13 protein-coding genes, 1 tRNA gene and 1 pseudogene are annotated in these 11,913 nt (G+C 62.7%); 5 read left to right on the forward strand and 10 right to left on the reverse strand.

Annotation, left to right across the window (positions count from 1 at the left end; genetic code table 11):
• Nucleotides 1-53: 53 nt before the first annotated feature.
• The 3 genes from rpsU to dnaG all read left to right on the forward strand — a co-directional run bounded on the left by rpsU (nucleotide 54) and on the right by dnaG (nucleotide 2,946).
• Nucleotides 54-266 carry a 30S ribosomal protein S21 gene (gene rpsU, locus AB3X98_RS31145; RefSeq protein ID WP_013434742.1) on the forward strand — a complete coding sequence of 71 codons (213 nt, stop codon included), beginning with the start codon at nucleotides 54-56 and terminating at the stop codon, nucleotides 264-266.
• Nucleotides 267-491: 225 nt separating this feature from the next.
• Nucleotides 492-938, forward strand: coding sequence for a GatB/YqeY domain-containing protein (locus tag AB3X98_RS31150; RefSeq protein WP_069261329.1), 447 nt, complete (start codon nucleotides 492-494; stop codon nucleotides 936-938).
• A 133-nt stretch (nucleotides 939-1,071) separates the two neighbouring features.
• The gene (gene dnaG / locus AB3X98_RS31155; protein WP_368605198.1) at nucleotides 1,072-2,946 is read left to right on the forward strand and encodes a DNA primase; all 1,875 of its coding nucleotides are present in this window, start codon (nucleotides 1,072-1,074) and stop codon (nucleotides 2,944-2,946) included.
• 36 nt (nucleotides 2,947-2,982) lie between these two features.
• On the opposite strand, the gene AB3X98_RS31160 is transcribed toward dnaG, so the two are convergent.
• Nucleotides 2,983-3,207 (reverse strand): hypothetical protein, encoded by a 225-nt coding sequence (locus AB3X98_RS31160; RefSeq protein ID WP_256094439.1) that lies wholly within the window; start codon nucleotides 3,205-3,207, stop codon nucleotides 2,983-2,985.
• A gap of 34 nt (nucleotides 3,208-3,241) precedes the next feature.
• On the opposite strand from AB3X98_RS31160, the gene rpoD reads away from it, so the two are divergent.
• Complete coding sequence (gene rpoD, locus AB3X98_RS31165; protein ID WP_256094438.1) at nucleotides 3,242-5,497, forward strand: RNA polymerase sigma factor RpoD; 2,256 nt, start codon at nucleotides 3,242-3,244, stop codon at nucleotides 5,495-5,497.
• 162 nt (nucleotides 5,498-5,659) lie between these two features.
• Nucleotides 5,660-5,747 (forward strand) — tRNA-Ile (locus tag AB3X98_RS31170).
• A 112-nt stretch (nucleotides 5,748-5,859) separates the two neighbouring features.
• Here AB3X98_RS31170 and AB3X98_RS31175 read toward each other — a convergent pair.
• From AB3X98_RS31175 to AB3X98_RS31215, 9 genes and pseudogenes are all read right to left on the reverse strand, one after another.
• The gene (locus AB3X98_RS31175; protein ID WP_368605199.1) at nucleotides 5,860-6,717 is read right to left on the reverse strand and encodes a tyrosine-type recombinase/integrase; all 858 of its coding nucleotides are present in this window, start codon (nucleotides 6,715-6,717) and stop codon (nucleotides 5,860-5,862) included.
• A gap of 62 nt (nucleotides 6,718-6,779) precedes the next feature.
• A complete protein-coding gene (locus AB3X98_RS31180) occupies nucleotides 6,780-7,154 on the reverse strand; it encodes a hypothetical protein (RefSeq protein WP_368605200.1) in 375 nt (124 codons plus the stop codon).
• A gap of 8 nt (nucleotides 7,155-7,162) precedes the next feature.
• Nucleotides 7,163-7,504: a hypothetical protein gene (locus AB3X98_RS31185; protein WP_368605201.1), complete on the reverse strand. Its 342-nt coding sequence runs from the start codon at nucleotides 7,502-7,504 to the stop codon at nucleotides 7,163-7,165.
• Nucleotides 7,497-7,823 (reverse strand): hypothetical protein, encoded by a 327-nt coding sequence (locus tag AB3X98_RS31190; protein ID WP_368605202.1) that lies wholly within the window; start codon nucleotides 7,821-7,823, stop codon nucleotides 7,497-7,499. Before AB3X98_RS31190 ends, AB3X98_RS31185 begins: the two co-directional genes overlap by 8 nt.
• Entirely contained in the window at nucleotides 7,820-8,575 is a 756-nt protein-coding gene (locus tag AB3X98_RS31195; protein ID WP_368605203.1) for a hypothetical protein, read from the reverse strand. Before AB3X98_RS31195 ends, AB3X98_RS31190 begins: the two co-directional genes overlap by 4 nt.
• A gap of 287 nt (nucleotides 8,576-8,862) precedes the next feature.
• Nucleotides 8,863-9,024: a hypothetical protein gene (locus tag AB3X98_RS31200; protein WP_368610366.1), complete on the reverse strand. Its 162-nt coding sequence runs from the start codon at nucleotides 9,022-9,024 to the stop codon at nucleotides 8,863-8,865.
• Between the two features lie 97 nt (nucleotides 9,025-9,121).
• Nucleotides 9,122-10,114 (reverse strand): phage Gp37/Gp68 family protein, encoded by a 993-nt coding sequence (locus AB3X98_RS31205; protein WP_368605211.1) that lies wholly within the window; start codon nucleotides 10,112-10,114, stop codon nucleotides 9,122-9,124.
• Between the two features lie 9 nt (nucleotides 10,115-10,123).
• Nucleotides 10,124-10,564, reverse strand: a complete 441-nt coding sequence (locus AB3X98_RS31210) for a hypothetical protein (protein ID WP_368605205.1) — start codon at nucleotides 10,562-10,564, stop codon at nucleotides 10,124-10,126.
• A 15-nt stretch (nucleotides 10,565-10,579) separates the two neighbouring features.
• Nucleotides 10,580-11,913, reverse strand: a pseudogene (locus AB3X98_RS31215) (hypothetical protein); the annotation flags it as partial.

The following is an 11,913-nucleotide window of genomic DNA, read 5'->3' on the forward strand; positions in this document are numbered from 1 at the left end:
CAACCCGGAACTGCTATACTCAATTTTCTTTACCCCCGATCCGTTATTGGAAAATGACGACCATCCGCGTAAAAGAAAACGAACCCTTTGAAGTTGCCATGCGCCGCTTCAAGCGCACGATCGAGAAGAACGGTCTCTTGACCGAGCTTCGCGCGCGCGAGTTCTACGAGAAGCCTACGGCTGAACGCAAGCGCAAGAAGGCGGCGGCGGTGAAGCGCCACTTCAAGCGTCTGCGCAGCCAGATGTTGCCGAAGAAGCTGTACTGATTCCGGCGTAGCCGTGACGCGTGCCCGCGCAGTTCCAGCGTGGGCCTCGCATCAATGTCACGGCGACGTGGACAGCCGGTCCGCGGTCTCTGGTTTCATCGCGCAACGCGGCCGCCGCTGTCCTCTGGTGTGGTCGCAACCATGTCGAATTTGCGCCAACCCGCCTGGAAGCGTTTCCAGGCGGGTTTTTGCATTCCAGCAACCCCAACGTATTTCAGGTGAGTGATGAGTCTCAAAGACCAGATCAACGACGACATGAAAACCGCGATGCGCGCGCGCGAAAGCGAGCGCCTCGCCACGATTCGTCTGCTGCTCGCCGCTATCAAGCAACGTGAAGTCGACGATCGCGTGACGCTCGACGACGCGGGCATCACGGCCGTCATCGACAAGATGATCAAGCAGCGCAAGGACTCGATCAGCCAGTTCGAGGCCGCGGGCCGCACCGATCTCGTCGAGAAGGAAGCCGCCGAGCTGGTCGTCCTGACCGCCTACATGCCCGCGCAGCTCTCTGACGCCGAGATCGCCGCCGAAGTGCAGGCCGCCGTCGCCCAGGTGGGCGCAGCCGGCCCGCAGGACATGGGCAAGGTGATGGGTGTGCTCAAGCCGAAGCTGGCCGGGCGCGCCGACATGACGGCCGTTTCCGGGCTCGTCAAAGCCGCGCTCTCGAAGTAAGCGCAACCGGCTCGCACGCGGCGCCGGCCCGGCCCAAGGGCGGACGCCGCGAGGCCCGTACGTCACGCGTATGCCGCGCGTATGTCACGTATAGGGCCGCGCGAGCCCCGGCTGCCCAAGCGCGCTCGCTTCGATGATTCCGCATTCGTTCCTGCAAGACCTGCTGAACCGCGTCGATATCGTCGACGTGGTGGGTCGCTACGTGCAGCTCAAGAAGGGCGGCGCGAACTTCATGGGCTTGTGTCCGTTCCACAACGAGAAGAGCCCTTCGTTCACGGTTAGTCCAACCAAGCAGTTTTATCACTGCTTCGGCTGTGGCGCGCACGGCACCGCCATCGGCTTCCTCATGGAGCACGCGGGACTGACGTTCCCTGAAGCCGTCGAGCAACTCGCCCAGTCGGTCGGCCTGACCGTGCCGCAAGAGCCTTCGCCCATGCGTGGCGGTGGGGCTGGCGCGGCGGGCGGCTATGCTCCGGCAGCCTCGAAGGCCGTCACCACCGCGCTTTCCGACGTCATGCAGACTGCCTGTGACTACTACCGCAAGCAGCTGCGCAGCGCGACCAACGCCATCCAGTACCTCAAGAAGCGCGGCCTCACCGGCGAAATCGCCGCGCGCTTCGGCCTCGGCTACGCGCCCGATGGATGGCAGAACCTTGAATCTGCGTTTACCAACTATCGCGACGATGCGCTGGTCGAGGCGGGTCTCGTCATCGTCAGCGAAAAGCAGGACGCGCAAGGCCAGTCGCGCCGCTACGACCGTTTCCGCGACCGCGTGATGTTCCCGATCCGCAACGTGAAGGGTCAGGTCATCGGCTTTGGCGGCCGTGTGCTGGATGGCGGCGAGCCCAAATATTTGAATTCCCCGGAAACGCCGCTATTTAACAAGGGCAGCGAACTGTACGGGTTGTTCGAGGCCCGCCTCGCGATCCGGGAACAGCGCTACGTTCTGGTGGTCGAGGGGTATATGGATGTCGTCGCGCTCGCTCAGCTGGGTTTCCAGAATGCCGTGGCGACGCTTGGCACCGCGTGCACGCCGATCCACGTGCAGAAGCTCATGCGTCAGACCGACACGGTGATTTTCAGCTTCGACGGCGACTCGGCGGGCCGCCGCGCGGCGCGCCGTGCGCTCGATGCATGCCTGCCGCACGCGGCCGACAACCGCACGATCCGCTTCCTGTTCCTGCCCCAGGAGCATGACCCGGACAGCTACGTACGCGAATTCAGCACCGAGGCGTTCTCGGAGCAGGTCGAGCGGGCCATGCCGCTGTCCCAGTTCATGCTCAACGAGGTGCTGGCGGACAAGGAACTGGACCAGCCGGAAGGGCGCGCCCGGGCGCTGTTCGACGCGAAGCCGCTGCTGCAGCAGCTGCCGGCGAACGCCCTGCGGGCGCAGATCATGCACATGTTCGCGGACCGCCTCGACGTGCCGTTCGAAGAAGTGGCGGCGCTGTGCGAAGTCGACGCGCGCATTGCCCAGGCGGCGCGCCAGGCGCCCGCACGCAAGGACCGGCACCTCGTGACCGGGATCGAGCGCAAGGCGCTGCGCAACCTCGTGATGCACCCGCGCATCGTGCTGCAACTGGAGGAAGAGGCCGAAAAGGCGTTGATCGGACTGACGCGCCACGGCGAGCTGTTCGAGGAAGTAACCACTCACGCGCGGGCGCTGGGCGAGTCGGCGGAATTTCAGCTCCTTTCGGACCTGCTGAGAAATGGGGCCAATGCTCCAACCTTCGAGGAGATTTTTCGCGAAATTCTGGACTATGATGAAAACGTTCGGGATTTGCTGATGAAAAATCCGGAAGATGGCGCTGCAGTGGAGGAGCGCCGCGAGCAGGAGCGGCTCGTGAGCGAAGAATTGACGGCGGCAATCCTGAAAATGCGGTACGACGCCTGTTGCGATCGCCTGGACGCGCTTTCGCGGCAGTCGCGACATACGCCTGAGGAACTTGCCGAATTGATGTCACTGAATCAGACGCGGGCTGACATGAAACGTCAGCTCGGTTTGTAAGGGAAGGACCGCGCAGGGGGATTATTGCCCTGCGTGCTAAAATAACAGGTTTTCAGCGGTTTGTTTTTGTTTTTTCCGGGTGGGCATAATGGGTTGGGGTAATCCGTGAATGTCCAGTTTTCCAGCAAGGGGCGGAATGGCAATGGCAAAGACTACAGGCGGAAAAAAGGCAACAGGCAAGGGCTCGACGGAGCCGACCAGCAAGGTCACAACGGCCACAGTTGCCAGTTCTTCCGCCCGGTCGTCGGGCAGTGGGTCCACCAACCGTTCTGAACCGGCTACCCGGAAGAGGTCGATGACTGTTTCGGCTGCGCGAGCAGCGCCTGTCCGTGCGGCGAAAGCCGCTACGCAGCCGGCAACGAAGCGGTCCGGTTCGAGAAGTGCAAGGGAAGTGCCTGCCGTCGAGGACGATGCGGCAGAGCGCGAGGCTCAAGCATCCACGGTTCAAGAGGCTGTTGTCCAGCAGCCGCGAGTCGAGACACTAGCCGGTACGGCGAACTCCATGACGAAAAAGCTGAATGAAGTACCCGTCGATGACGACGCAAACCAGAGCGAAGACAGCACCCCCGCCGCGGGCAAGGTCGAAAAGACCACCCGTGCGCGCGACCGGCGAGCGAAGGAGAAGGCGCTGCTGAAAGACGCGTTCGCGTCGTCGCAGCCCGGCACCGTCGAGGAGCTCGAGGAGCGCCGCACGAAGCTGCGTGCGCTCATCAAGCTCGGCAAGGAGCGCGGCTTCCTCACCTATGCGGAAATCAACGATCACCTCCCGGACAACTTCACGGAAACCGAGGCGATCGAAGGCATCATCAGCACGTTCAACGACATGGGCGTGGCCGTCTACGAGCAGGCCCCCGACGCCGAAACGCTGCTGCTCAACGACAACGCGCCCAACGCTTCTTCGGACGACGAAGTGGAAGAGGAAGCGGAAGTCGCGCTTTCCACCGTCGACTCCGAATTTGGCCGCACGACCGACCCGGTGCGTATGTACATGCGCGAAATGGGCACGGTCGAGCTCCTCACGCGCGAGGGCGAAATCGAGATCGCCAAGCGCATTGAAGACGGCCTCAAGCACATGGTCATGGCGATCTCCGCCTGCCCGACCACCATTGCCGACATCCTCGCCATGGCCGAGCGCGTGGCGAACGACGAGATTCGCGTGGACGAGCTCGTCGACGGCCTGATCGATCCGAACGCCGAAGACACCGACGGCTTCAACGCGAAGGAAGCGGAAGAGATCGAAAACGAGGACGAAGAGGAAGAGGCCGAAGAGGAAGAAGAAGAGGAGGAGGAAGAGGACGACGGCGCGGCGCAGGCGACGGCCAACGCGGCGCAGCTCGAAGCCCTCAAGCGTGCCTCGCTCGAAAAGTTCGCCCTCATCAGCGAATGGTTCGACAAGATGCGCCGTGCGTTCGAGAAGGAAGGCTACAAGTCGAAGTCCTACCTCAAGGCGCAGGAAACCATCCAGAACGAGCTGATGTCGATCCGCTTCACGGCGCGTACCGTCGAGCGTCTGTGCGACACGCTGCGTGCGCAGGTGGACGAAGTGCGCCAGGTCGAACGCCAGATTCTTCACACGGTCGTGGACAAGTGCGGCATGCCGCGCTCGGAGTTCATCGCGCGTTTCCCGGGCAATGAAACCGACCTCGAGTGGTCGGAGAAGATCGTCGGCGAGAGCCATGCGTATAGCGGCATCCTTTCGCGCAACATTCCGGCCATCCGCGAACAGCAGCAGCGCCTGCTCGATCTGCAGGCGCGCGTGGTGCTGCCGCTCAAGGACCTGAAGGAAACCAACCGCCAGATGGCGGCCGGCGAACTCAAGGCGCGCCAGGCGAAGCGCGAAATGACCGAGGCGAACCTGCGTCTCGTGATCTCGATTGCGAAGAAGTACACGAACCGTGGCCTGCAGTTCCTCGACCTGATCCAGGAAGGCAACATCGGCCTGATGAAGGCGGTGGACAAGTTCGAATATCGGCGCGGCTACAAGTTCTCGACCTACGCGACGTGGTGGATCCGTCAGGCCATCACGCGCTCGATCGCGGACCAGGCGCGCACGATCCGCATTCCGGTTCACATGATCGAAACGATCAACAAGATGAACCGCATTTCGCGGCAGATCCTGCAGGAAACCGGTCTCGAGCCGGATCCGGCAACGCTCGCCGAGAAGATGGAAATGCCGGAGGACAAGATCCGCAAGATCATGAAGATCGCGAAGGAGCCGATCTCCATGGAAACGCCGATCGGCGACGACGACGATTCGCATCTGGGCGACTTCATCGAGGACAACAACACGGTGGCGCCTGCCGACGCCGCGCTGCATGCCTCGATGCGCGATGTCGTGAAGGACGTGCTCGACTCGCTTACGCCGCGCGAGGCGAAGGTGCTGCGCATGCGGTTCGGCATCGAAATGAGCACCGATCACACGCTCGAAGAAGTGGGCAAGCAGTTCGACGTGACGCGCGAGCGCATTCGCCAGATCGAAGCGAAGGCGCTGCGCAAGCTGCGCCACCCGAGCCGTTCGGACAAGCTCAAGTCGTTCCTTGAAGGGAATTGAGATTGGTTTTAATGCACAGAAGTCATGTGCAAGATGGCCAGGCCGACCCGCTTTCGTGTAGTATGTCGGCCTGTCGTCGAAAAGCCCGGCCTTTGGGTAGACCGGGCTTTTTTGTTGACACGTCATCGTTGTTTCGTTTGTCGCTACGCTTCGTAGCTTCGTGGGCCGGACGCCGTGTTGGTTGCAGGCAGCGGACTCATAATCCGCCGGAGAAATCCCGTCGTGGGTTCGAATCCCACCCGGCCCACCAAAAAATAACGTTGTACCTCAAGCGTTTAGGTCAGCGCCAACTGCCCGTAACGCCAGTGTGCCCAAAGAATCCACTGGGCAGTGTGCCCAGAGCGTGCCCCGCTCTGGGTTCTTCACTTCACCGAGACGAGTCGCGGGCCGCCTTCTTCGTTACCTCCCATCAGCACTGCATCGGCATGTGGTTTCAGGTGGTCAGGCGCAAGGTGGGCATAGCGAAGAACCATCTCGTAGCTCGCCCACCCTCCCAGCTCCATCAGCCGATTGAGCGGCGTGCCCCCCTGGACGTGCCAGCTTGCCCACGTATGCCGCACGTCGTGGAAGCGGAAGCGCTCGATGCTGGCGCGCTTGCAGGCCGCGTACCAGCGCTTCGTATCCCAGTACCACGGTGCTGCGCCATCGCACGAAAACACATACCGCTCATGACGCCCGAGCTGCCGGCGTATTACCGCGACGGCATCGGCATTCAGCGGCACGCCGATCGGCTTGCGCGCCTTCGCCTGGTCCGGATGGATCCACGCACGCCGCGCCTGAAGATCGACCTGCGACCATTCTAGCTCGATGATGTTCGACTGGCGCAGGCCGGTCGCGAACCCGAATGCTGCAACGTCGCGCATCCAGTCGAGATCAATCGCTGCGAGGAGGCGCCGCGCCTCCTCGCGCGTGATCCAGCGAATGCGCCCGTCTGGCTCCTTTGCCGTCGAGAGCTTCGGTGCGCGCTCTATCCACTCCCAATCGCCAGCCGCGTCGTTCAGCATGGCGCGGATTGTCGCGAGATACCGGTTGCGCGTCGACGGCGTGAGAACCTTGTCGCAGCCCCGTTGCGACGCCCTCTCAGGCAGCGCAGTGAGGATTTCATCCCGCGTGATGGTTTGGAGCTCGCGCCCGGCGAAAATACCCCTCCAGTACTTCATGTGCCGCACTTTCGTGCCGTAATCGGCTTTCCCGATCTGTTCCTTCAGGTAGCGAAGCACGGCCTCTGCGAACGTGCGAGATGGCTTGTCGCCAAGCTTCGCAACGCGCCATGCCTCATGCTTCAGTTTGTCGTGGTACTCCTGCGCCTCCTTCCGATCGGTTGTTTCAGCAGAGCGTCTAATTCGACCTCCGCCTGGCGTGCGGATATCGATAAACCAGACATCCGATCCTTTGCGCCTACGGATTGGCATATTTCATTCTCCTTTCCGCCCGCGCCGGTCGGAGGCGGATTGTACGCCTGCAACCTTTCGCGCAGGGTTTCAGGCCAGACGCGCCATACGCGGCCGACCTTGACGAAGCCGTATCGTTGGGGGTTGTCGTAGAGGGTCCAGCACGATACGCGCAGCCATGCTGCAGCCTCCTTGATCGTCAGTGCGCGATCACCAATGAGGGAAACCGGGACGGCACCGGAAGCGTTTGCGAGGTTCAGAGCCATTCCGCTTCCTATTGCGTGGTGAGCAACTCGATGACGACCTCGCCGGTGTCGACGAAGTAGTAGTCCGAGTCGGTCAGGTTGTTGATCAGGAAGCGTTCAAAGTCGGCTGGCGGCGTGGCGCGCTGGATGCGCTGCCACTTAGCCGGCGGACCGCGCCAGGTCGGTTCGACGCCGGCGGCGCGCGCGGCGGCCAGCTTGTGGTGCCCGTCGACGATGAGTCTGTAGCGGCGGCCGCGCAGCTCGAGCTCCGCGACCCGGACGATGAACACCCGGAAGCGCGCCGCCTTGTCCGCGACCGTCGCTGGGTCGAGGAAGCGCTGCGAGGAGATGAGGGGTGCCGGCTCAGCCATCGATCTTCCTAAAGATTTCGGGAGCGATGCCGAAATGCGGGGTATGGACAACAACAGTTCCCCGTTTCCCGATGAGGAAACCAAATGGGCCGCGGCGCGCGACATCGAAAACACCATTCGCGCGATCCGTCGCGCGCAGGGTAAAAAGAACCCTGAGGACTTTCCTTGGGGCTCGCCCGAGGAAGAGGCCACGACGGCTGAATTTCTCCACGACGTCATGCAAGCGATCGACCGTGTTCGCGAAATGGCGGCGCGCGAACGTGGGGACGATGAATGTCACGGCGCAGGTGCGGCTGGATAGAACGACGCTGACGTTCATGCTTTAACTCCGGCGCGCTCCGCGTCGCTCATGCGCTGCTCGGTCGGAAGGGCTGCGAGCAGGGTGAACAGACGTCGAACCATGTCGGGCCAGTTTTTTAGGCGCTCCGCGCAGACCTGATTCCACGATTCAATGATCTGGTCGTCGTCTGCGGTCAGCGTTGCCCCTTTCCTCCGCTGTATCCCCTCGTTGAAGCAGGTGTTCTTGTGAATCCAGTCGTGCATGAGGTGCATGATGTCCGCGCGCCACACAAGCGCCATCTGGTCAGGCACGGGCAACGGCTGCTGCACGCAATACGCTGCGCGTAGGCGCTCGTTGGCCGCTTCGATGGTGTTCTGGCCGGGCTCCATCGGATCTTCGCCTGGTGGCGGCATAAGAGTCGCGCCTGCGTGCGGCGCTGCCGAAATGCCAGTTTGTGAAGTTGCGCAATTTCGCAATTCGGCCATTTGTGCCGCAGCAGGAGCGACGGGAGCGGGGTAGACGATTCGCGCCTCCCATCCCTTCTTGCCTTGCTTTATCGAGTAGCTTTCGACGCCAACGTCGATCCACGACCTATGCGTCGAACGCGTTTCGCGCACCTGATAGATGGGCGCTCCCGCTGCATCGGAACGGGCGAGAGCGGTGTGCACCGCCGCCTCAATTGCTCGGGCGAATTCATGAACGCGCGTGGCATAGATGCCACCCATCGGGTTTCGACGCCCTTCGTTCGCGAAGGCATCGATCTGTTCATCGGTCAGTTGTGTTTTATCCATCGTTACCTCGTCAGACGAAAAAGTCGCCCTGTTTCTTCCCACTCGACTCCGCGAGATGCGCAGGGCAGAAATGAACATCTGCGCCGACTTGATGCGCATGAACGGCGCATAGATGACGATCGCAGGTCTTACCCCGCTTCGTCTGGTAGTCGCACTGGAATGCGCTCGGCGTGCCGCAACCCTGGACTGAGCAGCGGCGCGTCGGCTTACGGCCGCGGGTGCAGACTATTCCGTTTATGCCGCTAGGACAGCGAAAGGGCGTACAGGGCATGGGTTCCTCGATTCGGCTAGCGCATTTCCGGGAGCGCCAACTGATCGCTCGGCATGACGACTTCGGATGCTTGAATCATCTTCAGCTCGAGCTCCGGCGCGGCGCCGACGACATAACGCATACGTCGGCCGCCGTACTCGCGGTTGCACGAAATCGATTCGCGCATGAGCTTGAGCACTTGCATCGCCTTGTCCGCGTCGAGCAAGTAGTGTTCGAAACCGATTCGAATGCAAGCGACGTCGCGATGCCTGGGAATCTTTGTTCTGCTTACCATCTCACATACTCCCATGTGGGAATTCGTCGTGCGTACGGCCGTCGAGCAGCCTCCCGGCGTTCTCCTTGCCTACGCGGTGCATGAGCATTCGGCCATCGAGTCGCACGTTCCCGGCGGCGACCAGGCGATCGTGCGTGTCGAATGGCGGCACGTATCCCTGTGACAGCAGCCGGAACTGTCCCGACGGCAATACTCCTGCTGTGTCTTGATAGCCAGGTTGTTCGCCCCAGTCTTTGTCCGTCCATTCGCCCCACTGCTTATAGAAAAAGGGAACTCCCGCGGTGGCGCACTGATCGCGCAGCGCGCGCGGCCACGAAGGATGCATCGGGCGCGCGCCGGGGCCGCTCTCGCCGCCGCATATCACCCAGTCGATCGACGGATATCGCTCCGCACGGTTGCAGTACGGCAAGTGATGCCACTGAAACGCGTCACCGAAATAGCCAGGGCTGTGCGTATAGTTCACATCCGTGAGGTCGATGGGGCCGAGCATCGGCTCGACGCTCAGGAACCGTCGGCGCGCGGGTACCTGCATGAGCTTCGGCACATCCCGGAGAGCCTCTTCCTGATTGACGATCGTCGCGCCCAACCAGACGTTGTCGCGGCCCGCACACCAGTCGTGTGAGGGAAGCAGGCGCATGACGTTGCCGATGCGCTTCGTGAGGAGCAACCAGTCCAGATTCGGCGTGAGCTCGATAAGATCGAACAGATCGCGGCGCCATGCCGGATCCACAGCGTTGTCGAACACGTCGGCGAGCGAAGCGCAGAACACGCGCTGGCGCCTGTTATGCGCGGCAAAGAAGTCAGCATGCGCCTTGTTCCACCGCAGCGGCTTGCGCCAGTTACTGGCGGATGTGCGCACGCGCTTACCTTGTGGCCCCCATTGAGTCCGACCGAGGCGCGTGTCCATCATCGCTTCGGCATAGCAGTGATCGCATCCGGGCGATACCTTTGTGCAACCGATAAACGGATTGAACGTGTGATCGGTCCATTCGATTTTGAGTTCTCAGCCATTGTTGCTTCCTTCTAGTGCGCGTTCTGCCTTTAGGCGCTCGTGGATCGCGCTGATCTCTTCGCGCACGGCGTTCCGCCAATGGGTGCCGTGTCTGAGCGCGAGCCTCGTGAACCAGTGCAGTACGTGCGCCTGCTCGTCTTCGGAACTCCGCGGGATTGGATATCCCGCAGCCTGAAGAAGGTGTGCGACCGGCGCGCACCTAAAATTCGGCCAGCCGAGTACTTCGCGCAGCTCGGGCGTAAGTTCATCGGGATAGGAGGGCAGCGGCGTGGCTTCGAGGGCAGCGCGCGCGGCTGCGACGTCGTCGGCCGCCCCGAAAATTGTCACGCCGGCGACCGTGCAGATCGCCTCATGCGGCTTGACGGTGAGCGTCGTGCCGACGGCTGCGCCATGGTTCACGTTTATGGGGTTGCGGTTACCTTCAATCTGCATGGTGATCACCTCGGCTCACGGGCGGCCCGTATTCGGGAAGGGCCACGCCGCGGCCGGGTCGAGTCCAGGCGGTACGGGCTGTTTCGGGCTGGCGGCTTTCGTTTTTGTCGGCACGGCCTTCACAGCGAAGCGCTTGCCGGACTTTGCCGTTCCGGTCTTGACAGCCTTCTTCGCCGGGACTTGCTTCGCCCTGGCCGGCTGTCTCGTCGACGCACGCTTCTTCGCGGCCGGCGCTTCATTCGCGGGCCGCTTCGTGCGCGCTGCGGTGTTCATCGCGTAGTGCGGGCCGCGCAGCGGTGCGGGAAGCCACCCGGAATCGCGCAGCTCCGCTTCGGCCAGTTCCGCCGCCTCGGTTTTCTTCGCCGCGCCCACCGCCTTCACGACGTCTGCGCCGGCGCCAGCTTCCTGCAGCGCGGCGACGGTGACGGCCTTCGGCACCTGGTTGAGGAACGACTCGCGCGTCGGTTGCCACCAGTCCGCCAGATCAAGGCCGATCGCATCCTCGACGGCTGCGAGGGGGCGCGAGGCGGACTCGCTCCCCACAATGGCGTTGAGAGACGTCGCCGTGCAGAAGCAGAGGATCTCGATTACCTCGAGCTCGGACTGCAGGCCGAGCCAGCCGAACAGGTCCGCGGGGTTCTCGGGCAGACGCTTGAGCAGCTCTGCGCGCCTGGCTTCGATCGCGAGCCATGCCTTCGACGTCTCCAGTTGCTCGCCGGCGGCGCTGAGCAGCGTCGCGGACTGCGAAGTCGGACTGATGTGCACGCCCGCGGCGCCGTACCAGCCGCCGCGGTAGATCAGTTGTGTTGCGAGCTGCGTGCAGAGCAGATCCAGCGCGACGCGCGGGCAGTCGAGCAGATGGGCGGCGAGGGCGGCGGTGCGGTTCGCGGTGAGCTTGCGCATGAGCGCCTCGCTGAAGCCGGACGGCTCGGGTTCGCCGCGCTCGACGGCGGCCGCGCGCGCGGCTTCCTTTTCCTTCGCCTTCTGTTCCTTCGGGTCGGGTGGCGCGATCATGCCGCGGTGGATCTCGAGCACGCCCTGGTGATTCACACCGAGGATCGCGCCAGCGCCTTTCTTCTGGCGATCGCTATAGGTTTCGAGCGAGCCCTTCAGTTCGTTGATGAGCGCGACGGCCTTCGAGTTTTTGTGCTCGAGCTCGGCGCGCTCGCCGTCGGTGAGCTGGTCGTCTTCATCCTCCTGCAGCGCCTGCTCGGTCGCGGCCGCTACCGCCTCCAGTTGCTCAATCTCCGCCTGTTCTTCGGCCGTGAAATTGCGCACCCTGGGTTTGCTGCGGTTGTACGCCTGCGTCACGCTCCAGCTCATGTCGGGCACGATCTTCACAAACGACC

Origin of the sequence: Paraburkholderia sp. BR14312 (genome assembly GCF_040948675.1) — a bacterium.
GTDB lineage: Bacteria > Pseudomonadota > Gammaproteobacteria > Burkholderiales > Burkholderiaceae > Paraburkholderia > Paraburkholderia nodosa_A.

Coding starts and splice junctions, on each gene's coding strand:
- rpsU (WP_013434742.1), top strand. CDS start 54: ATGACGACCATCCGCGTAAAAGAAAACGAACCCTTTGAAGTTGCCATG.
- AB3X98_RS31150 (WP_069261329.1), top strand. CDS start 492: ATGAGTCTCAAAGACCAGATCAACGACGACATGAAAACCGCGATGCGC.
- dnaG (WP_368605198.1), top strand. CDS start 1,072: ATGATTCCGCATTCGTTCCTGCAAGACCTGCTGAACCGCGTCGATATC.
- rpoD (WP_256094438.1), top strand. CDS start 3,242: ATGACTGTTTCGGCTGCGCGAGCAGCGCCTGTCCGTGCGGCGAAAGCC.
- AB3X98_RS31180 (WP_368605200.1), bottom strand. CDS start 7,154: ATGGCTCTGAACCTCGCAAACGCTTCCGGTGCCGTCCCGGTTTCCCTC.
- AB3X98_RS31185 (WP_368605201.1), bottom strand. CDS start 7,504: ATGGCTGAGCCGGCACCCCTCATCTCCTCGCAGCGCTTCCTCGACCCA.
- AB3X98_RS31190 (WP_368605202.1), bottom strand. CDS start 7,823: ATGAACGTCAGCGTCGTTCTATCCAGCCGCACCTGCGCCGTGACATTC.
- AB3X98_RS31195 (WP_368605203.1), bottom strand. CDS start 8,575: ATGGATAAAACACAACTGACCGATGAACAGATCGATGCCTTCGCGAAC.
- AB3X98_RS31210 (WP_368605205.1), bottom strand. CDS start 10,564: ATGCAGATTGAAGGTAACCGCAACCCCATAAACGTGAACCATGGCGCA.